The sequence below is a fragment of the Streptomyces rhizosphaerihabitans genome, assembly GCF_025399795.1.
GTDB lineage: Bacteria > Actinomycetota > Actinomycetes > Streptomycetales > Streptomycetaceae > Streptomyces > Streptomyces rhizosphaerihabitans.
In genome coordinates this window covers 198,621-222,798 of sequence record NZ_JAODTZ010000007.1, presented here as the reverse complement: position 1 = coordinate 222,798, position 24,178 = coordinate 198,621, and the positions used below count along the sequence as shown (strand labels likewise).

Genomic DNA, 24,178 nt, shown 5'->3' with positions numbered 1-24,178 from the left:
CGGCACGAGCCACCGCGCCCCCTCAGGGCCGTCTCACGCCACCACTCCGTCCACCTGCACCGTCTGCACCGCACCCGCCGCGAACGGCACCGCGAGGGACTTGCCGCTGAGGTGGGTGTCCGAGTGGGATGTGTAGAGGTCGCCGCCGCCGGAGGTCAGGGTGTTCCAGCGGGGGACCAGGCCGCCCGTGCCGCCGGTGACCGTGGTGAAGCGGGAGAGGTCGAAGGTCAGGGTCTGGGCGGACGTCGCCTTGTTCGCCGCGACGATCACCAGGCGCTTGGCCGTCGCGTCGTAGGCCGCCACCGCGTAGTCCACGCCCGTGTCCACGATCGTCATGCCCGGACGGATGTGGCGGCTGAACTGCGCCATCACATAGAGCTTCGTCTCGACCGCGCCGGCCGTCAGGGTGCTCGCGTCGTACTTGATCATGCCCCAGCCCGCCGTCGGGTCCATCACCTGCCAGTAGACCCATGCGGTCGGGTGCAGCCAGCGGAAGTCGAGGAGGAGGTTGCTCGCCAGGGTGAGGCCGGTGCCGTCGCCGTCGCCGTACTCGGAGTTCCAGAGCGCCTTGCCGGAGGACGTCACGGCGTCCGTGTAGAGGAGGTCCCGGCGGCCGCCCGAACCCTGGTAGCCGTGCACGTTGACCCGGTTGACCAGGCCCTTGGTCGTCGAGCTGAAGGAGCTCCACGTCGTACGGGCCAGGTCGTAGCTCGTCTCGTCCGACGCGGAGATCTTGGTGCCCGTCAGGCCCCGCTTGTCCAACTCGCTGCGCAGATAGGGGAGTACGGCGGACTGGACGGACGCGTCCACGTGGCAGCCCTCCTGGGAGCCGGTGGACGTCCACCAGCTGGAGGAGGGTTCGTTGAACGCGTCCACGGTGGCGAAGTTCACGCCCCAGTTCGCCTTCGCGTAGAGGGCGACCGCCGCGAGGTGGGAGGCGTGCTGGCGGTAGTTCCAGGACTGGAGGTTGTTGCCGCCGCCGGACGCACCCGAGGGGTTGTGGTTCGAGCACATCCACCACATCGGGGAGTTGGCGAACAGCTCGCTCGTCGCGCCGCGCGCCGTCGCCTTGGTGAGGGCGGCGCGCTGGGTGGCGTCCGCCGTCCACTTCCAGGCCGAGGACGTCGGGTCCTCGTTGTTCCAGTCCTGCCAGTAGCCCTCGATCTGCTTGAAGGAGGGGATGTTGGCGGACGCGGTCATGCTCTCGCCGCCCACGGTGTTCCAGCTGCACGCGCCGAGGTTGTAGCGGGCGATGGTCATACCCAGACCGGGGCGCGAAGCGCCGTTGTACGTCGTCGACCTGGTGGTGAAGAAGAGGTCGGCGAAGTCGTCGCGGGCGCCGAAGACGTTGGCCCACCACGCCAGGGAGGTTCCCCACCCCTCCCATTTCCCGTACGTCGTGGCCGGGTTGACGGCGATCGTCGCGTCCGCGCGGGCGGTGCCCGTCGCCAGGGCGCCGCCGAGGACCGTACCGCCCGCGGCGGTCAGAAGTGTTCTGCGTCGGATCATGGCTGGCTTCTCCGTCCGTCTCGGCGCAACTCCCGGTCTTACAAACGGAGTTGGCCGTCAATGTCGACTCGACTTCGAACTCGGTCGCCGGCTCGTCCCCACCGGCGCTTGCCCGTCCCGCTGATGCCATCAGGAAGCATCGGGTGTGGCGTGTGGGGTTGTCGAGAGTTGTGACAGCCCTTTCTAAAACCAGTGGAGGAAGCCCTCGGCCGGCGCGATGGGCGGTGACCCGGTGGGTGCGCTGTCGGTGAACTGTCGATGCGATGAGGGACCTTGGTGCGTACGGAAGCCGCGCGGGGCTGGCGAGTTGGCGGGGCGGCGCTTATCGTGCGCCCGGCGAAGGGGGCGTACGGATGCGGGCTCCGGGGGTCGTGCACCACGGCACGCGGCGACGGCGGGCCGCGTACCGGCGCGTGGTCTGGAGTGGTGCCGAGGTGCTCGTCACCGTCGGAGTGGTGCTGCTCCTCCTGGTCGTGCACCAGCTGTGGTGGACCAACCGGCAGGCGCAGCACGGCGCGGAACGCAAGGTGCAGGCGCTGGAGCGGGAGTGGGGGACCCCGGCCCCGGGGAGCGCCGCACCCGACGCGAGCACCGCCGACGGCGCGAGCGCCGGTACCGGCACCGGGAAGACCGGTGGCGGCAGGACCGGCGACGGCAAGACCGATGCCGGGGCCGCCGGACAGTCCTCCTCGTCCGGCGGCAACAGTGGTCAAGTGCGGCCCCGTTGGTCCCAGGCCTACGCCGTCCTCAGCATTCCCCGGCTCTCCCTCCGGGTGCCCGTCGCCGAGGGCGTCAGCAAAGCGGACGTCCTCAACAAGGGGTATGTCGGCCACTACAAGGGCACCCAACAGCCGGGACAGGCAGGCAACTTCGCGCTCGCCGGGCACCGGAACACGCACGGCGAGCCCTTCCGGTACCTTCCGAGGCTCCGGCGCGGCGACACGATCACCGTCGAGACGAGGACCGCCGTCTACACGTACACCGTCGACCGGACGCTTCCGCAGACGTCCCCGCGGGACGGCGGGGTGATCCGACCGGTGCCGCGCAGCACCGTCCGGCCGGCGTACGGGTACAGCCGACCCGGGTACTACATCACGCTCACCACGTGCACCCCCGATTACACCTCCCGGTACCGCATGGCGGTGTGGGGGAAGCTCACCGCCATGCGGCCCCGCTGACGATCAGGGTTCACGCCCGGTCCCGCAGGACCAGAACGCTCGCCGCGGCCAGTGCGGCGAGGCCCGCCGAGACGGCGATCGCGATGTCCGAGCCGTGTGCCGGTCCGCCGGTGGAGGTGACCAGGGCGATCGTTAGGGCGACCCCGGCGCACGAACCGATTTGACATGCTCCTCGCCCTGAAGGGCGAGGATTCCGGCCTTCCTTGACTGGTTGCAGTGCCGCTACACGGCACGGTTTCCGGTCGGGATTCCGTGGCTTCCTGTTTCTTCGCGCTGTGCCGGGATTGCTCCTGGTCTTACCGGCGCTCCGCAGGCCGATGCCGCCAGTCCGGCGGCCGTCTTCACGTTGATCGCGGCGTTGGTGTCCCGGTCGTGGTGGGTGCCGCAGGCGGTGCAGGTCCATTCCCGCACGTTCAGGGGTTTGGGTCCGTCCTTGACCCCGCACGTGGAGCAGACCTGGCTCGTCGGTTCGAACCGGCCGATCCTGACCAGGGTGCGCCCGTATCGGGCCGCCTTGTACTCCAGCATGCCGATGAACTGTGCCCAGCCCGCGTCATGCACGCTCTTGGCCAGCCTGGTGCGCGCCAGTCCCTTGACTGCCAGGTCCTCCACGCCGATCGCTTGGTTCTCGCGGATCAGCTTGGTGGAGAGCTGGTGGTGGAACTCGCGGCGCGCGTCGGCGACCTTGGCGTGGGCGCGGGCGATCTTCAGGCGGGCCTTGGCGCGGTTCTTGCTTCCCTTCTGTTTGCGGGACAGCTCCTTTTGGGTCTTCTTCAGTTTCTTCTCCGCCCGGCGCAGGAACCGCGGAGAGTCGATCTTCGTGCCGTCGGAGAGGACCGCGAAGTGGGTCAGGCCGAGGTCGATGCCGACCGTCTGATCGGTGTCGGACATCCGGGTGGCGTCGACAGCCGGGTCGGTGTCGATGACGAAGGAGGCGAAGTACCGTCCGGCCGCGTCTTTGACCACGGTGACCGAGGACGGCCGTGCGGGCAGGGTGCGGGACCACTTCACCTTTACCGCGCCGATCTTCGGCAGGTTCAGCCTCCCGGAACCGGTGATCGACCAGCGGGCATTGGCGGTGAACCGGATCGACTGACGGCGGTCCTTGCAGGACCTGAACCGCGGCGCCCCCATCTTCGAGCCTTTACGGGTGCCCTTGAGGGAGGCGAAAAAGTTGCGGTAGGCAGCCTCGGCATCCCGCAGGGACTGCTGGAGCACCACCGCGGAGACCTCGCCCAGCCAGGACCGCTCGGGTGTCCGCTTGGCCTGGGTGATCAGGCGCGTGGACAGCTGGCCGGCCGTCGGGAACGGCTGCTGGGCCTTGCGGGCGTCCTCACGGGCACGCACCGCGTCGTTGAACACAACACGTGCGCACCCGAACGCCTTCGCCAGCGCGGTGCGCTGACCGGCGTCCGGGTACAGCCTGAAGGCGTACCGGAGCTGCATGACGATCACCCTAGGCAAGTCGAACCCGCATCGTCACCGGGAACATGTGAGCGACCCGTCACCGTCGCGAAGCGGGGTCCGGCTCCGCCGGAACGCCACTGCGACGCGCCGCGTCGCGACCACAGGATTCGCTTCACCCCCGGTTTGAAGGCCGGAGCACTGCGAATGATTACCGGTAGCGGAAGGTCTGCTGGGCGCCCGAGTCCATCGCCGCACGGGTCGGTGGCACGGATTCGACGGCCAGCAGCGGCAGCGCGGCGTTGAGCAGGCCACTGCTCGCCCCACACCCCCGTCGTGCGTAGCCGCCCGCGCAGGGTCGAGAAGGTGTGCACGATCAGTCCCAGGCTGCTCGCGAGGATCGCCGCGTTCGCTGCTCCCTGCGCGACGCGGGTCAGACGGGCCCGCAGAAGCCGGTGGCCGCCGAATCCGGCGGGCTGGCCGGGGCGGACTTCCGAAGGTCCGCCGGGACGGACCGCGGTCCGCACGGTGTGGCGGACGCCGCGTCCGATCCCGGGCGATCCGCCGAGAATCATCCTGTATAACGAACGGAGGGACACGCGCACCGCGTACGAGACGCGCGCACCACGTACGAGAGGAGGAGCGGTCGATGACCCGGACCTGGGCCGACGCCCGCCCCGCCGCCGTACTGCTGCTCCTGCTCCTTCAGGTCGCCCTGCTCGACACGGGCACCCTCACCGCCACCGTCGCGGTCGCCGCGACGGCCGCGGCCGGGTCCGCCTTCGCGGCCTGCTCCCTCATCGTGGCGCGCTGCGCGCCCGTCGTGCCGCCCACCCGGGTCCGTACGGCCATCCGCGACCGCGACCGCCGCACGGCCTTCCTGCCGCAACGCGATCCCGACGCCAGCGGACGGCCGCGCCCCAGGGCGCCCGGACACGCCCTCCCGGCGACCGCGTAGGACACACCCCTCCACTCCACCCGGACGGCTTCCGTCCGGGTGGCCCCCGCTCCTGGTGACCCACCCCGAGACTTCCGGTGGTTCGCCCCGAGTGGTACTCCGTCACGGGTGACCCGCGCGGGTCGTCATGCCGCATTCCGTACTCCCGGCACGACGAGACCCCCGGAGGGCTCACCCATGTCCACGTTCATGTCCGCGTTCGCACACCTGGTCGAGCACATCGCCGACCTGCTCCAGCCGCTGTTCCACGGCTCGGCGGCCGCCGCGGCGATCGTCCTGTTCACCGCGCTCGTACGACTGCTCGTGCATCCCCTGTCGCGGGCGGCGGCGCGCGGACAGCGGGCGCAGGCGGCGCTCCGGCCGCGGATCGCCGAGCTGAAGAAGGAGCACGGGAAGGACCGCGAGAAGTTCCAGAAGGCGCTGATGGAGCTGCACGCCGAGGAGAAGGTGTCGCCGCTCTCCGGATGCCTGCCCAGCCTGTTGCAGATGCCGGCCTTCTTCCTGCTCTACCACCTGTTCTCCAGCTCGACGATCGGCGGTGGGGCCAACACCCTGCTCGGGCACAAGCTGTTCGCCGCGCCGCTCGGAGGCCGGTGGGCGGACGCGCTCGGCGACGGCGGGCTCTTCGGGCCGGCCGGCCTCGTCTACCTGGCCCTCTTCGCCGTCGTCGCGGTCGTGGCGAGTTTCAACTACGTGCGTACGAAGAAGATGACCGCCGCCGCGCCTCCGGTGGGCGAAGGCGAGCAGGCGGCCGCCCTCGCGTCGGTCGCCAAGCTCATGCCGTTCATGTCCTTCTTCACGCTGTTCACCGTGGCCGTGGTGCCGCTGGCGGCCGCGCTGTACGTGGTGACCAGTACGACCTGGAGCGCCGTGGAGCGGGCGGCGCTCTACCGGGACATGCCGGGGGCGGCGCCCGCGGCCGTGGCTCTCGCCTGACAGGCTTACGGCCACAGCTTGCGGTCGGTCCAGTCCGTGAACGGGGTCTTGCGGACTGGACGGCGAGCTTGGAGGATCGGCCGGTCCTCCGACGGCCGCACCCGTCGGTCGACGGCCCGCGATCGAGGGAGATGGTGACCATGAAGCTGCTGCGAGTCGGTACGGCGGGGTCGGAGCGGCCCGCGCTGCTCGACGCCGGGGGAACTCTGCGGGATCTGTCGGACGTCGTCGCGGACATCGACGGGGCACTGCTCGCCGACGACGCGGCGCTCGGCCGGATCCGGTCCGCGGCGGCGGCCGGTGAGCTGCCCGCGCTGGACGCGGCCGGACTGCGTGTCGGTCCGCCGCTGGCCCGGATCGGCAAGGTCGTGTGCATCGGGCTGAACTACCACGACCACGCCCGGGAGACCGGGGCCGAGCCGCCCGCCGAGCCGGTGATCTTCTTCAAGGCGGCTGACACCGTGGTCGGCCCGGACGACACGGTGCTCGTGCCGCGCGGGTCGGTGAAGACCGACTGGGAGGTCGAGCTGGCGGTCGTCATCGGCCGTACCGCCCGCTACCTGGAGTCCGAGGAGGAGGCGCTCGCGCATGTAGCCGGGTACGCGGTGGCGCACGACGTCTCCGAGCGCGCGTTCCAGATCGAGCGCGGCGGCACCTGGGACAAGGGCAAGAACTGCGAGACGTTCAACCCGCTGGGTCCGTGGCTGGTGACCGCGGACGAGGTCCCGGACCCGCAGGCGCTGTCGCTGAGGCTCTGGGTGAACGGGGAGCTCAAGCAGGACGGTACGACGGCCGAGCAGATCTTCCCGGTCGCCGAGGTCGTCCGGTACGTCAGCCAGTTCATGACGCTGTACCCCGGCGATGTCATCAACACCGGTACGCCGGCCGGGGTGGCACTCGGCCGGCCCGAGCCGAAGCCGTATCTGCGGGCGGGGGATGTCGTGGAGCTGGAGATCGAGGGGCTGGGGCGGCAGCGCCAGGAACTCAAGAACGCGTAGGCGCTCCGCTTCGTTTGCGGTTGGGGTCCGCTGGGGGCTGGGGTGACTTTTTTGCCGCGGGTGCGTCGTTGTTGCCCGCGCCGTTCCTCACGCCGTTCCTCGCGCCCCTGGCGGGGCTGTGCTGTCGTTGTTGGCCGCGGGTGCGTTGTGGTTGTTCGCGCGGTTCCCCGCGCCCCTGACGGGGCTCTCCTGTCCGTCGTTCACCGCGGGTGCGTCGTGGTTGCCCGCGCAGTTCCTCGCGCCCCTGATGGGGCTGTGCTGTGCGTCGTTGGCCGCGGGTGCGTCGTGGTTGTTCGCGCGGTTCCCCGCGCCCTTGACGGGGCGCGGGGAACCGATTCGCTAGGCGGCCAGGAACTTTTCCAGGGCCTCGACCACCATCTTGTGGTCCTCGACCTGGGGCAGGCCCGACACCACTACCGTGCCGATGACGCCCGCGTCCGTCACGGCGATCGGGAACGCGCCCCCGTGGGCCGCGTACGCGTCGGGGTCCAGGCGCGAGGACTCCTCGAAGGTCGTGCCCTTGGCGCGGAAGCGCGAGCCGACCAGCAGCGAGGAGCAGCCGTACCGCTCGACGACGCGGCGCTTGCGCTCGATCCAGGCGTCGTTGTCCGGGGTGGAACCCGGCAGCGCCGCGTGGAAGAGCTGCTGGCCACCGCGGCGGATGTCGACGGCGACCGGCGCGCCCCGCTCGCGGGCGAGCTCGACGAGGAGCGTGCCGAGGGCCCAGGCGTCGTCGTGGGTGAAGCGGGGGAGCGTCAGACGGCGCTCCTGTTCCTCCAGCTCGGCGATCTCCGGTGCGACGGGCGCGCTCACAGGGACACCACGACACCCTCGTGGGCGGAGCGGCGGGCCGCCTCCAGGACGTCGAGGGCGGCGGCGGCCTCGTGGGCGCTGACCGGGTTGGGGCCGCCGTCACGGATGGCGGCGGCGACGGCCGCGTAGTACGCGGGGTACGCGCCCGGGACCGTGGGCTCGGGGCGGCCCCCGCCGGTCAGCGGGGACTCGCCGGAACCGACGCGGCCCCACAGGGCCTCGGGCTCGATGCCCCACTCGGCCGTGGCGCCGGGCCGCTTGCCGTCGCGCAGCTCGGCCTCCTGCGGGTCGAGGCCGTACTTGACGTAACCCGCCTGCGAGCCGAGGACGCGGAAGCGCGGGCCGAGCTGGGCGGTCGTCGCGGAGACGAAGAGGTGGGAGCGGACCCCGCTCTCGTGCGTGATCGCGATGAACGTGTCGTCGTCCGTCAGCGCACCCGGACGGCGGATGTCCGACTCGGCGTACACCGAGGCCGCGGGGCCGAAGAGGACGAGCGCCTGGTCGACGAGGTGGCTGCCGAGGTCGTAGAGGAGACCCCCGATCTCCGCCGGGTCACCGGACTCGCGCCAGCCGCCCTTCGGCTGCGGGCGCCAGCGCTCGAAACGGGACTCGAAGCGGTAGACGTCGCCCAGCTCGCCCTCGGCGAACAGCTTGCGCAGGGTCAGGAAGTCGTTGTCCCAGCGGCGGTTCTGGAAGACGGAGAGCAGCAGGCCGTGCTCGTCGGCCAGGGCGGCCAGCTCGCGGGCGTCAGCCGCCGTACCGGCGATGGGCTTGTCCACGACCACGGGGAGGCCCGCCTTCAGGGCGGCGGTCGCGATCGGGACGTGGGTCTTGTTCGGGGACGCGATGACGATCAGGTCGAGTTCGTCGGCGCGTGCCAGCAGTTCGTCGGGCGTGGCGGCGAACCGGAGTCCGTCGCCGAACTCGGCGCGGGCCTGCGCCTGGCGCTCCGGATGGGTGGTGACGACCGTGTCGAGGGCTAGCCCCTCGGTCGTGGCGATCAGCGGGGCGTGGAAAACGGAACCCGCGAGGCCGTAGCCGACGAGACCCACGCGAAGGGGCGTACCTGTACCAGTCATGCCTGTCATGGGTCCTACTTTGGCAACGCTGTTGCCAAAGTGCAAGCGCGGGAGACAATGGGTGATGTGAACAGGACCGATGTGGGTGGGGGCGGGATGCCGGAGACCCCTGGGAATCCAGGTGTACCCGGGACCTCCGGCGTTTTCGCGAATCAGGGTGTACCCGGGGCTTCCGGCGTTTTCGCGAACCAGGGTGCGGCCGGGGCCGGGGCCTCCGGCGTCTTCGGGAACCACGGTGTGCCCGGGAGTACGGGAACCGGCGCGGGTGCCGGGGCGGCCGGGGTGAACCTGCCCGCCCTGCGCAGTCACAACGCCGCGCTGGTGCTCGATCTGCTGCGCACGGCGGGGGCCGCCGGCATCAGCCGCCTGGAGCTCGCCGAGCGGACCGGACTGACCCCGCAGGCCGTCAGCAAGATCACCGCGCGGCTGCGGGCGGACGGTCTCGCGACGGAGGCGGGGCGCCGCGCGTCCACCGGCGGCAAACCCCGTACGGTCCTGCGGCTCGTACCCGAGGCGGGGCACGCGGTCGGGCTGCACCTCGACCGGGACGAGCTGACCGTGGTGCTCTGCGATCTCACCGGGGCCGTGGTGGCCGAGCGGCGCGCGCCGCTGGACCTGGGGGCCGGGGCCGACGCGGTGGTCGAGGGGGCGGCAGGCGAGGTGTCGGCCCTGCTCGGCGGGGTGTCACCGCTGGGCGTGGGGGTCGCCCTGCCGGGGCCCCTCGATCACACCCTGGGGGTGCTGCACCGGGTCACGGGCTTCCCCGAGTGGGACGGGTTCGCTCTGCGGGAGGCGCTGGCCGCGAGGCTCGGGCTGCCGGTGGTCGTGGACAAGGACACCAACGCGGCGGCGCTCGGGGTCGCGGTGGGGACCGGCGCCGCGTCCGGCTCCGGCTCCGGCTTCGCGGGCGGCGGGTCTTTCGCATATCTGCATCTCGGTACGGGACTGGGAGCCGGGCTCGTGATCGGCGGGGTCGTGCACCGGGGGGCCCGCACCGGGGCCGGGGAGTTCGGACATCAGGTCATCCAGCTGGACGGGCCGTTGTGCGAGTGCGGGAACCGGGGCTGCATCGAGGTGCTGTGTCTGGACGCGGTGGGGCGGGGGGCCTTGGCCGAGGCGGCCCGGGTGCTCGGGGCCGGGGCGGGGAATCTGGTGGGGCTGCTCGACATCGACCTCGTGCTGCTGGGCGGTCGTACGGTCGCCGCTCACGAGGAGGTTTTCGTACGCGGCGTCGGGGCCGTCATGGAGGAACGGGCCCGACGCGAAGGGGGCGGCGCCCCGGTGCCGGTCCTGGTGGCCCCCGGCGGAGCACGAGGAGTGGCCGAGGGCGCGGCCCAACTGCTGCTGGCCCCGCTGTTCGGGCGGGGAGAGGGCTGAACGAAGGGGATGCGGGGCGGGGCAAGGGAACGCACCCTTGGCGACATGAGCGCCCGCCGGGCTTCGGGAGCCCGTGCCGGGCCAGGGAACTGCGGGCCCGGCGAGGGCATGCGGGCTTGGGGAAGGGGGCTCGCGCCGGGCCGAGGAACTGCGGGCCTGGCGGAGGGAGTGCCGGCCCGGTGAGGGAACTGCGGGCCGGATGAGGGAATTTCGCGGCCGAACGGGGGGCGCTTCACGGATGGCGGTCCGTCGGCGGGGGTGGTGCGTGGCAGGGTCACGAGGCCATTGCCCGGCACCGACTGACGCTTTCGATCCTCCCGATCCCCGCCCCCTCCCGATCGGCCAAAGGCTCCTCATGCGACTGCGTACGTCCCATCCGCTCGCTCCGACCGCCCTCGCCCCGACCGCTCTCGCCCTGTGCGTGACGCTCACGCCGACCCCGGCGCACGCGCAGGACCCCCGCCCCGCCTGCGTCTCGTCCGACACCCGTGACTTCCCGATCAAGACCCGTATCCACGGCGGCCCCGACGTCTACCGGGCCGGTGGCGACTCCGGGACCTGGTACATCGACCTCACCAACACCACGGCGCACATCTGCGGCGCGATCCACCCGGTCGTCGTCCTCGTGGACGAGAAGCGGACGCTGCGGCCGGAGCAGGCCCGGCTGGAGTTCTACGAGGGGGAGCGGGCCCACCCGGTGAAGTTCGAGAGGAGCGACGAGGCCGAGAACGCGGGGCCGTTCGACGACGGCTTTCCCGGGTTCACCGTGGCCCCCGGCCGCACCCTCACCGTGAAGGTGCGGCTGTCCCTGACCTCCGACGCGACCGCCCCGAACGCCGTCGTCGCGAACGCGGCCGTCGTGCAGAAGCACGACGGCGACGGCGACTGGGTGGGGGAGTCGAACGCCTACCGGTTCGGCGTCGAGGGCGACGGCAAGGGCACGTCCGCGGAGACGGGCAGGGAGGCGGGCCAGGGCGAGGAGCAGGGCGCCACCGTGGACAGCGGGACCGACGCCGGCGCGAGTCCCGGTGCGAGCGCAGGCCCCGGCGCCCGTACGGGCACGGCGAGCGGGACCACGGTCGGCGGCACCGCCGGGACCGGGACGACCGCGCCGTACGCGGACCAGCTGGCCAGTACAGGACCCGGCAGGCCGAACCGGCTGGGACTGGCCGCGCTCGCGCTCGCCCTGGGCACCGCCGGAGCCGGACTGCTCGTCCTGTCACGGCGGGTGCGCCCGCGCCGGCGCTGAGGCCTGGAGGGTTGCCGGGAACGCGGGTTGCGACGGTCGTTTCCGTGGGCTGCCCGAACGGCCGGGCGCCAGCTGCAGCTCGACAGGAAGACGCGGTGGCAGGGCCGTGGCAGCACGGAGTCCGCAACCGTTCCGGCCGGTCCGGGATCGTGCGGTCCTGACTAGGCTGGGGGCGTCGGCACAATGTCGTTCCGGCGTCCCCGGATCGAGTGCGTACGTACGCCAGGACGGCAGGAGACCCAGCACATGTCAGAGCGCAAGCCGATCGAGTCGTGGCTCACCGACATGGACGGTGTCCTCATTCACGAGGGGGTGCCGATCCCCGGCGCCGACGCCTTCATCAAGAAGCTGCGGGAGTCCGGCAAGCCGTTCCTGGTCCTGACGAACAACTCCATCTACACGGCCCGCGACCTGCACGCCCGGCTCAAGCGCATGGGCCTGGACGTGCCGGTCGAGAACATCTGGACCTCCGCCCTCGCCACCGCCAAGTTCCTCGACGACCAGCGGCCCGGCGGCACGGCGTACGTCATCGGCGAGGCGGGTCTGACCACCGCGCTGCACGACATCGGATACGTCCTGACCGACCACGAACCGGACTACGTGGTCCTCGGGGAGACCCGTACGTACTCCTTCGAGGCCATGACCAAGGCGGTCCGGCTGATCAAGGGCGGCGCCCGGTTCATCGCCACCAACCCGGACGAGACCGGCCCGTCCACCGAGGGTCCGCTGCCGGCCACCGGCGCGGTCGCCGCGCTGATCACCAAGGCCACCGGCAAGCAGCCGTACTTCGCGGGCAAGCCGAACCCGCTGATGATGCGGACCGGCCTGAACGCCATCGGCGCGCACTCCGAGTCCAGCGCGATGATCGGCGACCGCATGGACACCGACGTGCTGGCCGGTCTGGAGGCGGGGATGCAGACCTTCCTCGTTCTGACCGGGCTGACCACGCCGGAGGAGATCGAGCGCTACCCGTACCGGCCGTCGAAGATCGTCGACTCGATCGCGGATCTCGTCGACCGCGTCTGAAGCCCGGATCTCGTCGACCGCAGCGGAAGGCGCGGATCCCGCCGACCGCATTGACGGCGCGGATCTCGTCGACCGCAGCGGAGGGCTCTGGGGCGTGTCGACCGGATCGGAGGGCTCTGGGGCGCTTCGACCGCGTCCGAATCCCCGGCGCCGGCCGCGTTTCGGTCTGCGGGCGCGCCGAGAGCGTCGGAGCTCCGGGGCGTGCCGAGTGGACCCCAAACCCGAGGCGCCGCGCACAGACCCGTACGGAGCAGTGGCGGCCTCCTGAAGATGCGGGCCGCCGCCCCGAGGGGGAGTCTCCAGATATCTGGAGGTTTCACGATGCGCTCAATGCGACTCACTCTCTGCGCCGGGGCGGTGGTCGCTGCCGCGTTCACGCCCGCCGCGTACGCGGCCGACGCGGGACCGGCCGGTATCTCCGTGACCCCCGCGTTCCCCGCCGCCGGCAGCGACGTCCAGTTGCGGGCCATGGGCTGCGCGGGCCGGACGGGCACCGCGGCCTCGGACGCGTTCGTCTCGGACGCGCGGCTGACCGGCGGGGGCGGCGGCGGACTGGTCGGCGAGACCCGCGTCCGTACCGCACTGCGCCCCGGCAGCTACGACATCCGGGTGGACTGCGACGGCCACCGCGACCGGGTCAAGGGCACGGTCACCGTCCCGGTGCCGGACTCCGCTCAGAGTGTCTCCGCGCCCGCCTCGCCGATCGCGCCCGTGCGCGCGGGCGGCGGCGGAACCGCCCGCCTCGCCACGGTGGATGACGCCCGTGTGGCCGGACCCGGCACCAGACAGGCCGTGGTCGGCCTGGTCCTCGCGAGCGTCGCCGTGGTCGCCGTGGCGGTCCGCAGCGCGCGCCGGGGCCACGACGGCCGCGACTGACATGGCCGAACGGGAGCGTTCCCCGGGCACCGGCCGGCTGCTGACCGGTGTGGCCTGGATGGTGCTGCTGCTCGGGCTGTGGCTGTGGGGCCGTGAGGTGACGGATCTGCGGCTGGGCACATCGGCGCCGACCACGGGGGACATCGCGGCCGTCGGACGGCCGCCGGAGGTACGGCTGCCGCCCGCGCTCAAGCCCCTCGGGAACGCCAGGCCGCAGCGGGTCGACATTCCCTCGATGGGCGTGCAGGCCCCCGTCGTGGCCCGCGGGCTCGACGGCCGGGGCGCGATCGATCCGCCGCCGTTCGATCAGCCGGGTGTCGTCGGCTGGTACGCGGCCGGGGCGCAGCCGGGGGCGGTCGGGACCGCGCTGATGGTCGGCCACGTCGACACCCGGACCCGGCCCGCCGTCTTCTACAGACTCAGCTCCGTCAAGCCCGGCGACACGGTCCGGGTCATGCGCGACGACGGGACGGTCGCCGAGTTCACCGTGGACGATGTCCAGGTGCTGCCGCGCGACCATTTCGATGCCCAACAGGCCTACGGAGTACGGAAGTCGGGGCGGGCCGAGTTGCGGCTGATCACCTGCGGCGGGACCTTCGACCGGACGAGCGACAGCTACACGGCGAACGTGGTCGTCTCGGCGTATCTGACGGGAAGCGGTCTGTGAGGCGGGAAGCGGTCTGTGAGACGGGGCGCCGGTGTCGCGCCGGTGGCGGTGTGGGCGCCGGCGCGGTTACCGGGCCCGGTCGACGACCCGCTCCCCCCGGAGCCGCCGACCGGGCTGGTCCTCGACCGCGGGCGCACGGGTTGCGGGAGTAACCCGGCGCCGACGCGGGAGGCTTGGGGACCCGCTCGCCGGGGTGGGGCGATCGGGCCGGGACAATTGGCCTGGTACCGGGGCCACTTGAGGCCACCTTAGAACAGATGAGCGGTACGGTTCATAGACCCTTTGGCGCCAAGTCCACGACGGCCGCAGGTCCCCTCGCGGCGCGTGCGCCCGCGATGCCGGGGCTGCGACAGCTCTGCGGCAGGGGTCGCGCGGTGAAATGAGGGCACCTTGGCCCACTGGCCTTGCTCGGGGTGCCCTGGTCGTCCGTGGTGCGGGCATCGGTGAGCGGTTTCCCGGGCATGACGAAGGGCCTCCCCGTTCGTCACGAGGAGGCCCTCCGGTCGGTGCGCCGCCAGGGACTCGAACCCCGGACCCGCTGATTAAGAGTCAGCTGCTCTAACCAACTGAGCTAGCGGCGCCTGCTGACGCGAAAACTCTACCCGACCCGCGGGGGTGCTCCTGACCGGGCGGGAGGCTCCATGGCAGGTGGGGGCGGTCCCGTACATCATTCGGACCGTCAACGTGCGGCACCGGATGACAGTTGAGAAACTGACGAATGTGCAGAATTGCGGACATTTCCATCTGGAGTGTGAGGGGCATCGCATGAAGACTCCGGTATTCGAGGAACTCGATCCCGCGAGTGACTGTGATTGCCCCGGATGCGTTCACTCGCGGCGCGTCCTGCCCTTTTCCTCACGGCTCGGGCCGTCCGGCCTCCTGGGCCGTCCGGCTTCGTCCCTCTCCCACGTCCTCGGTCTCGCGGGGGTGGCGCGAACCCCCATGGCCCTCGCACTGGCCGCCACGGCGGGCACCGTCCTCGGCGCGGTGCCGGCGGTCGCCGCCGTGCACGGACCCGCCCGGCCCGGCCTTCCCCCGGCCGACGGGCACGACACCACTCCCCAGGGCCGCCGGGCACCGCTGCACGGCCCGGCGGGGAAACCGGCGCTGCCGGTCAGGCCGGGGGAGGCGGTCAGGGCACCCGCCACCACCCGGGCCGAGATCTACAAGCGGGTCATGACATGGATCAATGCGCAGGTGCCGTACAGCGTGGACGACTACTGGCGGGACGGGTACCGGCAGGACTGCTCGGGCTTCGTCTCGATGGCCTGGAACCTGCCGGGCAACGAATGGACGGGCAGCCTCGACAGCTTCGGGGTGAAGGTCACCCGGGACCGGCTCCAGCCGGGCGACATCCTGCTCTTCCACAATCCGGACAATCCCGAGAAGGGCTCGCACGTCGTCATCTTCGGAGGCTGGACGGACTACACGCACACCCAGTACATCGCCTACGAGCAGACTCCGCCGCACGCCAGAAAGCAGTCCACCCCGTACGCGTACTGGACGAACTCCGACCACTACGTGCCCTATCGCTACAAGGGGATCACGGAGGGCGCGGGCGGTCCGCTGCCGTCCACGTCGACCCGCTATCCGGGGGCCGCTTACTTCGGGACCGGCGCGAACAACGCGTACGTCACCCAGCTCGGCCGGCTCCTGGTGGACCGGGGCGCGCGCCGCTTCTACCCCAAGGGGCCGGGGCCGCGCTGGTCGGCCGCGGACCGGCGGGCGACCCAGGCGTTCCAGCGGGCGCAGGGCTGGAAGGGGGCGGACGCGGACGGGATGCCGGGGCCGAAGACCTGGTCGTACCTGGTCGGGAAGAAGGGCAGGAACATCCCCGCCGCGACGGCGGGCCCGGGTTCCTCGCACACCGTGCCCGGCTATCCGGGGCGCGCGGTGTTCCGGCCCGGGGCGAACGACGCCCATGTCACCCAGCTGGGCAGGCAGCTGGTCAAGAAGGGGTTCGGCACCTACTACAAAACCGGCCCGGGGCCGCGCTGGGGCGAGGCGGACCGGCGCAATGTCGAGGCGTTCCAGCGGTCCCAGGGCTGGCGCGGCGGGGCGGCGGACGGCTATCCGGGACCGGAGACCTGGCGGCGGCTCTTCTCCTGAGCGGGCCGGGTCCGGTACGGCGGGGCAGATCGGGTCCGGTACGGCTGGGCAGATCGGGTGCGGTACGGCTGGGCAGGCCGGGTCCGGTACGGCTGGGCAGATCGGGTGCGGTACGGCTGGGCAGGCCGGGTCCGGTACGGCTGGGCAGATCGGGTGCGGTACGGCTGGGCAGATCGGGTTCGGTACGGCTCGTGAACACACTTCCAGGCGCGGAGGCATGGAGGCAGCTATGAGTGCGACGACGTCAGACACCCCGGAGTCCGAGGGGGCGCCCTCGGCGGAACCCCGGTCCGACACGGCGGCCGAGTGCGGCGGTGGTCACCGGCCCGCCCGGCTCATCCGCAACGAGGTGACCACCGAGATCCCCGTCCACCTGCTCTTCCGCGACGACCCCGACCCGGTGTCCGTGCCGCTCGCGCCCGCCGTCGTGGGCCGCAGGCGCGGCACCGGCGAGCAGCCGAGGATCCGGCGGCCCACGCCCGGCAGACCTCCGCGCCCGGTGCCGGAGGTCGACCCCGATCTGGTGGAACGGCCCGCACGGGTGCTACCCGGAGCGGCCGGCGTGCTGGCCGGGGCCTGTGGTGTGGCCGGATGTGCTCTCACCACCTGGTGGGCGGGTTTGCTGCCGCCCGCCGTGGCGGCGGCGCTGGAGCTGCACGGGTCCGCGGGCGCCGGGCTCGGGCCCGCGCAATGGGCGGCGTACGCCGGGGCGGGCGCCCTCGGTCTGTTCGGCTTCGGCGGTCTCGCCCGCGGCCGGACCGGCCGGGCCTGGGTGCTCGGTCTGTTCGGGCGCTATCGCGGCACGGTCCGGCGCACCGGGCTGATGTGGATCAACCCGCTCGTGCTGCGCCGCCGGGTCGACGTACGGCTGCGGCACTGGCGCAGCGAGCCGATGTCCGTGGTCGACGCGAACGGGGTCGAGCTGCGCGTGGTCGTGCTCGTCGTGTGGCGGGTCAAGGACAGCGCGCGGGCCACGCTCGCGGTCGACGACCACCGGACGTACCTGGGCGAGTGCGTGGAGGCGGCGCTCTCGCGGGTGCTCTCCCAGCTGCCGGCCGAACTTCCGCCCGCCGTGATCAGGGACCTGACCCTGCGCAACACGGACGCGGTCGGCGAGGCGCTGACCCGGATGGTGGCCGCGGACACGGCCCCGGTCGGCCTGGAGGTGTTCTCCGCGCAGCCGACCCGGATCGAGTACGCGCCGGAGATCGCCGCCGTGATGCAGCGCCGCCGGATCGCGGCCCTGGACGCACAGCACCGCGACAGCGTGCTCGGCTCGGTCGTCGACTCGGTGGAGGACACGGTGACCCGGCTGACCCTGCGGGGGCTGGTCGAACTGGACGACTACGAGCGCAAGGCGTTGGTGAAGGACCTGACGGTGGCGTTCTGCACGGGGCGCGGGGAGGTGTCCTCGTAGGCCCCCGCCCGGGGCCCTGTATGCCCCCGGGCGGGGCGGACAGGTCCGCTATTGGTATGGACATGTTCAACTACCCGCAATAATCTGGGACTTGGTCTAGACCTGAACCTTGCGCGCACGGCTCACGGGAACATCCCCCACGTCCTCCAGGAGCGGCAGCATGCGCACACGGACGAACCAGTCCCGCACCAGCAGGAAAGCAAAGATGTACGCGGCGGCACTCGGCCTCGCCACGGCGGGCACCTTCGTGCTCTCCACCGGCGGAGCCAGCGCCCACGGCTACACCGACCAGCCTCTCAGCCGGCAGAAGATGTGCGCCGCGAACGGCGGCATCGTCGCCAACTGCGGTGACATCCAATGGGAGCCGCAGAGCGTCGAGGGCCTCAAGGGCTTCCCGGCGGCAGGCCCGGCCGACGGTCGGATCTGCTCCGCGAACCACACCAACTTCGGCCAGCTCGACCAGCCCAGGACCCCCGCGGGTACGGCCTGGCCGACGACCAAGGTGACCGCGGGACAGACCTACACCTTCCGCTGGCAGTTCACCGCGATGCACGCGACGACCGACTTCAAGTACTTCATCACCAAGACCGGCTGGAACCAGAACCACGCGCTGACCCGCGCGGATCTGGAGACCACACCGTTCCTGACGGTCCCCTACAACGGGCAGCGCCCCCCGTCCACGCTCTCGCACACCGGCATCCTGCCGAGCGGCAGGACCGGACACCACGTCATCCTCGGGGTGTGGACGGTCGCGGACACGACGAACGCGTTCTATTCCTGCGCGGACGTCACCTTCTGAGGGCCCTCGGTCCGGACCCGGGATTCCTGGGCCGGGAACTCTTGGGCCGGGAACTCCGAAGTCACGGGTTCTGAGCCTCACTTGAGGCGCTGACGCCACCGGCACGGGTATGTTCCCCGCACGTCGACATGACCACGTCGGCGTGCGGGGAGCAGTATCCGACCACCGGGGGACCGTCGTGAGTGTGTTCTTCTATGCCCTGCCCAGCCTGATCATCATCGTGGTGCTGCTCGCGGCGGCCAGGGTGGTGCGCCGCTCGCTGGAGCTGCGAAGCGCCTGGAACAGCGGACTGACCGCGGAGGCGCACTGTCTGCGCTCGTACACGACGGTCGGCGGGGGCGGCAACGACAGTCCCGTCACCACGACACTGCACCACGTCTACGAGTTCACGACGCGCGACGACCGCGCGATCCGCTTCGAGGAGGCGAACGGCCGCCCGACGACCGTCGAGGGCGACATCGTCACCGTGCACTACACCGCCCGACACCCCGAGAAGGCCACGGCACACGCGCCGAGCCCGGCCAGGGCGGCCGCGAGCACCATCGGCATGCTGGTGTTCTGCGGTGTGATCGTCACCTTCTGCGTCGGCTTCATGATCACCTACCACCAGGCCTTCGCGGGCGACGGGTTCTTCGACAGGCCCTAGAGGGCTGGTCCAGCCGGCGGGAGCGCGGGAGTCGGCGGCGGCCAGGGGAGCCTGCTGCGGGCCACGAACCGGTGGCCCGGCAGGAGCGCGGTGGCCAGGGAGGCGACGGCCGCCGTCGGGGGCCGACAGGAGCCGGGGCGCCGGGGGAGTCGGTGGGGTCGGCTGGAGTCCGAGCGCGCAGGGCCCTCCCTATCTGACGATCCGTCAATTAACGTACGCCCCCATGGGGTCCAGTAGGCACACCGTCGGGGAGCTCGTGCGGGAGCGGTGGGGTGACCACCGGCCGGGACTGTGGTTCGAGGGCCGGGTCGTCAGCCACCACCAGGTGGCGGCGGGCGCGGCGGCACGGGCGGCACTGCTCGCCGAACTGCTGCCGCCCGGCGCGGAGCCGCATGTGGGGGTGCTGCTCGACAACACCCCTGAATATCCACTGTGGTTGAGCGCGGCCGCCCTCGCCGGTGCCGCCGTCGCCGGCATCAACCCGACCCGGCGCGGTCCCGAACTGGCCCGCGACATCCTGCACACCGAGTGCCGTGTCCTGGTCACCGAGCGGACCCACCTGCCCCTCCTCGACGGACTCGAACTCCCCGGCGTACGCGTCCTGGTGACCGACACGGACGCCTACGCCGAGCTCCTGAAAACCTACGAGGGCGCTGAGCCGGACACCGGCGGGGTGAGCCCGGACAGCCGCTTCCTGCTGCTCTTCACGTCCGGTTCGACCGGCGCGCCCAAGGCCGCGATCTGCACCCAGGGCAGGATCTCCGCCGCCGGGCGCTCGCTCGTCGACCACTTCGGGGTGCGCGCGGACGACACCCACTACATCTGCATGCCGATGTTCCACGGCAACGCGCTGATCGCCGACTGGGCCCCCGCGTTGGCGGCGGGTGCGGGGATCGCGCTGCGGCGCCGCTTCTCGGCGTCCGGATTCCTTCCCGACGTACGGGCCTGCGGGGCAACGTACTTCACCTACGTCGGCCGTGCCGTGCAGTATCTGCTGGCCACGCCCGCCCGTCCCGACGACCGCGACAACCCCCTGCGCAGGGGATTCGGCACGGAGGCCGGCGCGGTGGACGCGGCCGCCTTCGAGAAGCGCTTCGGGGCGCGGCTGATCGAGGGGTACGGGTCCTCGGAGGGCGGCGCCGCCATCCAGCGCACACCGGGCACCCCGGCAGGGGCGATCGGACGGGCGGCTCCCGCCGACGACCTCGCGGTGATCGACCCGAGGACCCGGCGAGAGTGTCCGCCCGCCGTCTTCGCCGAGGACGGGCGACTGCTCAACGGCGCGGAGGCGATAGGGGAGTTGGTGAACCGCGGTGCCAGTCCTTTCGAGGGGTACTGGCGCAATCCCGACGCCGAGGCCGCCCGGCGCCGGGGCGCGTCCCCTCGGCCCGGAGAGGGCGGAGCGGGGGACGGTGAGGCAGGGGGTGCTGAGGCAGGGGGTGTTGAGGCGGGGAAACCCAAGGCGGGGAAACCCAAGGCGGGGAAAGGCGAGATGGGGAACGGTACGGCGGGGAGCAGTCCTGCCGGGAAGGGGAGGGCGGGGACAGGTCGGGCGGGAGAAGGTGAGGCGGGGCAGGGCTGGTACTGGACCGGGGATCTCTTCTACCGCGACGCCGACGGCTTCCTCTACTTCGCCGGACGCACCGACGACCGGCTCCGCGTCGACAGCGAGAACCTCGCGGCCGCGGTGATCGAGAACATCCTCGCCCGGTACGAGGACGCCGTCGCCGTCGCCGTGTACGCCGTGCCGGATCCGGTGGCGGGCGACCAGGTGATGGCGACGCTGGCCCTGAAGGAGGGGACCCGCTTCGGCCCGCAGTCCTTCGCGGAGTTCCTGCTCGCCCAGCCGGACCTGGGCACGAAGATGGCACCCCGGTTCCTGCGGATCGTGGAGCGGATGCCGGTCACCGCCACCAACAAGATCCACCGGGTGGGCCTCAGGCGCGAGGGCTTTCGTTGCCCGGACCCGGTGTGGTGGCGGCCGCCGGGCGAGTCGGCGTACCGGACGCTGACCGCGGCGGACGTGGACGGGCTGGTGGCGCAGTACCGGGCGCACGGCCGCGTGGAGTTGCTGACGCGATAGACGTCCGGACGGGCCGCGCACAGCACCCCCGCGCCCACCCGACGGGGTCCCCCCGCTCCACGCCGTGCCGCTTCTCGTCCCCCTGCGAGCTCGCCCCCTGCGGCCGCTCGACTCCGCGCGGGTCGCCGCGCCGCCGGCCCGGCGTCGGTCGTACCGGACTGTCCGTGTCGCTGGGCGACTCCCGTCGGCGTCTTTCGAACGACGGCGGAGGAGTGAGGCATCCCGGCCGCTTTCCGCGGGGAGGATATCCGGGCACGTGTGCCGAGAGGCCTGTGCGCCAGAGGCCCGAGCCGAGGGAAGAAGGGCGTTGCGTTGCCTGATCCGGGTCGCGGACACGGAAGCCGCGGGGCGGTGTCGCCCCGGCTCACGTTCGCGTCGGTGGCGTCGGGGTTTGGGCCCAGCTGGGAACTTGTCATGCCCCTGCGGTCCAGGTCGCCTCCCGGGCGGACCGTCCGGCCGCACCGTGCGCCCGGCCGGGCAGTCCGACGCCCCCCACCCCGACTCTCGACAGCACCCGAAAGGCACTCATGTCCCCCACGCATGACACGCTCGACCGCGGACACAATGACGACCTGCTCGGCTTCGTCAGAGCCAGCCCCTCGCCGTACCACGTGGTGGCGAGCGCGGCGCAGCGTCTGGAGAAGGCGGGTTTCGCGGAGTTGCGGGAGCGGGACGACTGGACGGCCGGAGCCGAGGGAGGCCGCTACGTCGTCCGCGGGGGAGCGCTGCTCGCCTGGTACGTTCCGCCGGGTGCCCCCGCCCGCACCCCGTTCCGGATCGTCGGCGCCCACACCGACTCACCGAACCTGCGGGTCAAGCCCAAGCCGGACACCGGCTCGGCCGGGTGGCGGCAGATCGCCGTGGAGGTCTACGGCGGTGTGCCGCTCAACACCTGGCTCGACCGCGATCTCGGCGTCTCGGGACGGCTGGCCCTGCGCGACGGTTCGACCCGGCTGGTCTGCGTCGACAAGCCGCTGCTGAGGGTGCCGCAGCTCGCCATCCACCTCGACCGCACCGTCAACGAGGGGCTCGCCCTGGACCGGCAGCGGCACATGGCCCCGCTGTGGGGGCTGGGCGGCACCCGGCCCGGCGCCCTGCTCGGCCGGATCGCGGACGAGGCGGGCGCCGACGCCGCCGAGATCCTCGGCTGGGACCTGATGCTGCACGACATCCAGCCGCCCGGTTACCTGGGCGCGGACGAGGAGTTCATCGTCGCGCCACGCCTCGACAACCAGATCTCGGTGCACGCGGGCGTCACCGCCCTGGTCGCCGCGGCCGGCGCCGCACGGCCGCCCGCGTCCATACCGGTGCTCGCCGCCTTCGACCACGAGGAGGTCGGCAGCGGGTCGGAGTCCGGCGCCCAGGGCCCCATCCTGGAACGGGTGCTGGGCCGCACCGTGACCGCCCGGGCCGGCGGGGCCGAGGACTTCAACCGTGCTCTCGCCGGCGCCCTGTGCGTCTCCTCCGACATGTCCCACGCCGTCCATCCCAACTACGCCGAACGTCACGATCCGGACCACCGGCCGCTGCCCAACGGCGGCCCCGTGATCAAGGTCAACGTCAATCAGCGGTACGCCACCGACGGCACCGGTGTCGCGGCCTTCGCCGCCGCGTGTGAACGGGCCGAGGTGCCGTGGCAGCCGTTCGTCTCCCACAACGCGATGCCGTGCGGGACGTCGATCGGCCCGATCACCGCGGCCCGCCTCGGCGTGACGACGGTCGATGTGGGCGTGGCCGGGCTGTCGATGCACTCGGCGCGCGAGTTGTGCGGGGCGCGGGATCCGGGGCTGCTGGCGAGGGTGCTCACCGAGTTCGTCACGTCGGAGTAGGTCTGGTTCCGGCGTCCCGGGTGGGCAGGAATCGCGCGCGACTCCCGGGACATGCGTGAAGGCCCCCCACATGCGTGGAGGGCCTTCACCAAGGTGCGCCGCCAGGGACTCGAACCCCGGACCCGCTGATTAAGAGTCAGCTGCTCTAACCAACTGAGCTAGCGGCGCATGACTCTCGCCTCCCGCTTCCGCGGGCGGCGACAAAAGAAATACTACCTGGTCCGCTGGGGTGCTTCCGACCACCCGCCCGACCACCTGCGCGGCCGTCCGTCCGACCGCGCGACCGGATCCCGTCCCGGCCGGCGGGCGGATCGGCCCGCCGGCCCCGTGCGGGCCCGGTATGCGCCCTGTGCGGGCCCGGTATGCGCCCTGTGCGGGCCCGGTGCGGCGGCTGTCAGATCGTGAGGGAGAGCAGTACCGGGGTCGCTCCGCGGTTCAGCGTGTCCGCGGCGCGGCGGAGCCGGTGGGCGTGCTCGACCGGGAGGGAGAGGGCGAGGCAGCCGACGGAGGAGCCGGCGGTGATCGGGACGGCCGCGCAGACCGTGCCGATCGCGTACTCCTGGAGGTCGAGCACGGGCACGGTGGCCGGCTGGGAGTCGAGGCGGGAGAGCAGAAGCCGCTCGCTGGTGATGGTCCGCGAGGTGAGGCGGGCCATCTTGTGGCGGGCGAGGTGGTCCCGGCGGCCGTTGTGGTCGAGCTGGCCGAGCAGGCTCTTGCCGACGGCGCTGGCGTGCGCCGAGGAGCGGAAGTCGACCCATTCGTTGACCGCGGGGGTCGACGGGCTCTCCGCGTACTGGGTGACGTGCACCTCGCCGTCGATGTAGCGGCTGATGTAGATCGCGGCGCCGACCGAGTCGCGGAGCCGGTCGATCGTCTGCTGGAGTTTGTCGCGCAGGGCCTGCTCACGGCCCTGCGCGGAACCGAGACGGCTGAGGGCGGCGCCGGTGACGTACGCGCCGTCCGTGACCTGCTCGACGTAACCCTCCCGGCGCAGCATGCGCAGCAGTGCGGTCAGCCGGTCGGCGCCGAGGCCGGCCTGGCGGGCGAGTTCGGCCTCGGTGACGCCGGTGGTGTGTTGCGACACCGTCTCCAGGACGCGCAGCGCGTCCTGGACCGAGTGGTACGGCGCGGTCGGCTCGTTCATCAGCGCCACGGTTTCCCCCTGCGCTTCATGGCCCGGCTCAAAAATGACGTCGGTCCGGACAGCTGGGCTCACTCCACGATA

At 72.0% G+C, this 24,178-nt stretch carries 20 protein-coding genes, 2 tRNA genes and 1 pseudogene; 15 read left to right on the top strand and 8 right to left on the bottom strand.

Annotated elements, in window-relative coordinates; all coding sequences use genetic code 11:
- Positions 1–33: 33 nt before the first annotated feature.
- A complete protein-coding gene (locus tag N4G66_RS09930) occupies positions 34–1,509 on the bottom strand; it encodes a glycoside hydrolase (protein ID WP_261703638.1) in 1,476 nt (491 codons plus the stop codon).
- A gap of 353 nt (positions 1,510–1,862) precedes the next feature.
- Between N4G66_RS09930 and N4G66_RS09925 the strand changes: the two genes are divergently transcribed.
- Positions 1,863–2,687 carry a class E sortase gene (locus tag N4G66_RS09925; protein ID WP_261703637.1) on the top strand — a complete coding sequence of 275 codons (825 nt, stop codon included), beginning with the start codon at positions 1,863–1,865 and terminating at the stop codon, positions 2,685–2,687.
- Between the two features lie 10 nt (positions 2,688–2,697).
- On the opposite strand, the pseudogene N4G66_RS09920 reads toward N4G66_RS09925, so the two are convergent.
- Positions 2,698–2,865 (bottom strand): annotated as a pseudogene (locus N4G66_RS09920) (MFS transporter); the annotation flags it as partial.
- A 44-nt stretch (positions 2,866–2,909) separates the two neighbouring features.
- A complete protein-coding gene (locus N4G66_RS09915) occupies positions 2,910–4,133 on the bottom strand; it encodes an RNA-guided endonuclease InsQ/TnpB family protein (protein ID WP_261703636.1) in 1,224 nt (407 codons plus the stop codon).
- Positions 4,134–4,740: 607 nt separating this feature from the next.
- On the opposite strand from N4G66_RS09915, the gene N4G66_RS09910 reads away from it, so the two are divergent.
- The 3 genes from N4G66_RS09910 (at position 4,741) to N4G66_RS09900 (ending at position 6,983) form a co-directional block, all read left to right on the top strand.
- Positions 4,741–5,049: a DUF6412 domain-containing protein gene (locus N4G66_RS09910; protein ID WP_261703635.1), complete on the top strand. Its 309-nt coding sequence runs from the start codon at positions 4,741–4,743 to the stop codon at positions 5,047–5,049.
- Positions 5,050–5,238: 189 nt separating this feature from the next.
- The gene (locus N4G66_RS09905; protein WP_261703677.1) at positions 5,239–5,985 is read left to right on the top strand and encodes a YidC/Oxa1 family membrane protein insertase; all 747 of its coding nucleotides are present in this window, start codon (positions 5,239–5,241) and stop codon (positions 5,983–5,985) included.
- Between the two features lie 140 nt (positions 5,986–6,125).
- Entirely contained in the window at positions 6,126–6,983 is an 858-nt protein-coding gene (locus tag N4G66_RS09900) for a fumarylacetoacetate hydrolase family protein (protein WP_261703634.1), read from the top strand.
- Positions 6,984–7,322: 339 nt separating this feature from the next.
- Here N4G66_RS09900 and N4G66_RS09895 read toward each other — a convergent pair whose 3' ends face one another.
- Positions 7,323–7,796, bottom strand: a complete 474-nt coding sequence (locus N4G66_RS09895) for a heme-degrading domain-containing protein (RefSeq protein ID WP_261703633.1) — start codon at positions 7,794–7,796, stop codon at positions 7,323–7,325.
- Complete coding sequence (locus N4G66_RS09890; protein WP_261703632.1) at positions 7,793–8,884, bottom strand: Gfo/Idh/MocA family oxidoreductase; 1,092 nt, start codon at positions 8,882–8,884, stop codon at positions 7,793–7,795. Before N4G66_RS09890 ends, N4G66_RS09895 begins: the two co-directional genes overlap by 4 nt.
- A gap of 228 nt (positions 8,885–9,112) precedes the next feature.
- Between N4G66_RS09890 and N4G66_RS09885 the strand changes: the two genes are divergently transcribed.
- From N4G66_RS09885 to N4G66_RS09865, 5 genes are all read left to right on the top strand, one after another.
- Positions 9,113–10,252 carry an ROK family transcriptional regulator gene (locus tag N4G66_RS09885; protein WP_261703631.1) on the top strand — a complete coding sequence of 380 codons (1,140 nt, stop codon included), beginning with the start codon at positions 9,113–9,115 and terminating at the stop codon, positions 10,250–10,252.
- A 355-nt stretch (positions 10,253–10,607) separates the two neighbouring features.
- Entirely contained in the window at positions 10,608–11,501 is an 894-nt protein-coding gene (locus N4G66_RS09880) for a hypothetical protein (RefSeq protein WP_261703630.1), read from the top strand.
- 246 nt (positions 11,502–11,747) lie between these two features.
- Positions 11,748–12,527, top strand: a complete 780-nt coding sequence (locus N4G66_RS09875) for an HAD-IIA family hydrolase (RefSeq protein WP_261703629.1) — start codon at positions 11,748–11,750, stop codon at positions 12,525–12,527.
- A 321-nt stretch (positions 12,528–12,848) separates the two neighbouring features.
- A complete protein-coding gene (locus N4G66_RS09870) occupies positions 12,849–13,403 on the top strand; it encodes a hypothetical protein (RefSeq protein ID WP_261703628.1) in 555 nt (184 codons plus the stop codon).
- A 1-nt stretch (position 13,404) separates the two neighbouring features.
- Complete coding sequence (locus N4G66_RS09865; protein ID WP_261703627.1) at positions 13,405–14,070, top strand: class F sortase; 666 nt, start codon at positions 13,405–13,407, stop codon at positions 14,068–14,070.
- Between the two features lie 507 nt (positions 14,071–14,577).
- Here N4G66_RS09865 and N4G66_RS09860 read toward each other — a convergent pair.
- A tRNA-Lys gene (locus N4G66_RS09860) sits at positions 14,578–14,651 on the bottom strand.
- Positions 14,652–14,835: 184 nt separating this feature from the next.
- Here N4G66_RS09860 and N4G66_RS09855 point away from each other — a divergent pair.
- The 6 genes from N4G66_RS09855 (at position 14,836) to N4G66_RS09830 (ending at position 22,953) form a co-directional block, all read left to right on the top strand.
- Positions 14,836–16,179 carry a peptidoglycan-binding protein gene (locus tag N4G66_RS09855; protein ID WP_261703626.1) on the top strand — a complete coding sequence of 448 codons (1,344 nt, stop codon included), beginning with the start codon at positions 14,836–14,838 and terminating at the stop codon, positions 16,177–16,179.
- Positions 16,180–16,408: 229 nt separating this feature from the next.
- Positions 16,409–17,596: an SPFH domain-containing protein gene (locus N4G66_RS09850; RefSeq protein WP_261703625.1), complete on the top strand. Its 1,188-nt coding sequence runs from the start codon at positions 16,409–16,411 to the stop codon at positions 17,594–17,596.
- A gap of 160 nt (positions 17,597–17,756) precedes the next feature.
- Entirely contained in the window at positions 17,757–18,395 is a 639-nt protein-coding gene (locus N4G66_RS09845) for a lytic polysaccharide monooxygenase auxiliary activity family 9 protein (protein ID WP_261703624.1), read from the top strand.
- A 178-nt stretch (positions 18,396–18,573) separates the two neighbouring features.
- A complete protein-coding gene (locus tag N4G66_RS09840) occupies positions 18,574–19,041 on the top strand; it encodes a DUF3592 domain-containing protein (RefSeq protein ID WP_261703623.1) in 468 nt (155 codons plus the stop codon).
- A 223-nt stretch (positions 19,042–19,264) separates the two neighbouring features.
- Positions 19,265–21,124 (top strand): AMP-binding protein, encoded by a 1,860-nt coding sequence (locus N4G66_RS09835; protein WP_261703622.1) that lies wholly within the window; start codon positions 19,265–19,267, stop codon positions 21,122–21,124.
- Between the two features lie 527 nt (positions 21,125–21,651).
- Entirely contained in the window at positions 21,652–22,953 is a 1,302-nt protein-coding gene (locus tag N4G66_RS09830) for a M18 family aminopeptidase (RefSeq protein ID WP_261703621.1), read from the top strand.
- 94 nt (positions 22,954–23,047) lie between these two features.
- On the opposite strand, the gene N4G66_RS09825 is transcribed toward N4G66_RS09830, so the two are convergent.
- Positions 23,048–23,121, bottom strand: a tRNA-Lys gene (locus tag N4G66_RS09825).
- Positions 23,122–23,347: 226 nt separating this feature from the next.
- Complete coding sequence (locus N4G66_RS09820; RefSeq protein WP_261703620.1) at positions 23,348–24,106, bottom strand: IclR family transcriptional regulator; 759 nt, start codon at positions 24,104–24,106, stop codon at positions 23,348–23,350.
- Positions 24,107–24,178 lie beyond the last annotated feature (72 nt).

Excerpts from the sequence above, each read along its gene's own strand:
- N4G66_RS09835 (WP_261703622.1), top strand. The coding sequence starts at position 19,265 with ATGGGGTCCAGTAGGCACACCGTCGGGGAGCTCGTGCGGGAGCGGTGG.
- N4G66_RS09870 (WP_261703628.1), top strand. The coding sequence starts at position 12,849 with ATGCGCTCAATGCGACTCACTCTCTGCGCCGGGGCGGTGGTCGCTGCC.
- N4G66_RS09930 (WP_261703638.1), bottom strand. The coding sequence starts at position 1,509 with ATGATCCGACGCAGAACACTTCTGACCGCCGCGGGCGGTACGGTCCTC.
- N4G66_RS09845 (WP_261703624.1), top strand. The coding sequence starts at position 17,757 with ATGCGCACACGGACGAACCAGTCCCGCACCAGCAGGAAAGCAAAGATG.
- N4G66_RS09865 (WP_261703627.1), top strand. The coding sequence starts at position 13,405 with ATGGCCGAACGGGAGCGTTCCCCGGGCACCGGCCGGCTGCTGACCGGT.
- N4G66_RS09850 (WP_261703625.1), top strand. The coding sequence starts at position 16,409 with ATGAGTGCGACGACGTCAGACACCCCGGAGTCCGAGGGGGCGCCCTCG.
- N4G66_RS09875 (WP_261703629.1), top strand. The coding sequence starts at position 11,748 with ATGTCAGAGCGCAAGCCGATCGAGTCGTGGCTCACCGACATGGACGGT.
- N4G66_RS09880 (WP_261703630.1), top strand. The coding sequence starts at position 10,608 with ATGCGACTGCGTACGTCCCATCCGCTCGCTCCGACCGCCCTCGCCCCG.
- N4G66_RS09905 (WP_261703677.1), top strand. The coding sequence starts at position 5,239 with ATGTCCGCGTTCGCACACCTGGTCGAGCACATCGCCGACCTGCTCCAG.
- N4G66_RS09900 (WP_261703634.1), top strand. The coding sequence starts at position 6,126 with ATGAAGCTGCTGCGAGTCGGTACGGCGGGGTCGGAGCGGCCCGCGCTG.
- N4G66_RS09855 (WP_261703626.1), top strand. The coding sequence starts at position 14,836 with ATGAAGACTCCGGTATTCGAGGAACTCGATCCCGCGAGTGACTGTGAT.
- N4G66_RS09830 (WP_261703621.1), top strand. The coding sequence starts at position 21,652 with ATGTCCCCCACGCATGACACGCTCGACCGCGGACACAATGACGACCTG.
- N4G66_RS09925 (WP_261703637.1), top strand. The coding sequence starts at position 1,863 with ATGCGGGCTCCGGGGGTCGTGCACCACGGCACGCGGCGACGGCGGGCC.
- N4G66_RS09910 (WP_261703635.1), top strand. The coding sequence starts at position 4,741 with ATGACCCGGACCTGGGCCGACGCCCGCCCCGCCGCCGTACTGCTGCTC.
- N4G66_RS09915 (WP_261703636.1), bottom strand. The coding sequence starts at position 4,133 with ATGCAGCTCCGGTACGCCTTCAGGCTGTACCCGGACGCCGGTCAGCGC.
- N4G66_RS09890 (WP_261703632.1), bottom strand. The coding sequence starts at position 8,884 with ATGACAGGCATGACTGGTACAGGTACGCCCCTTCGCGTGGGTCTCGTC.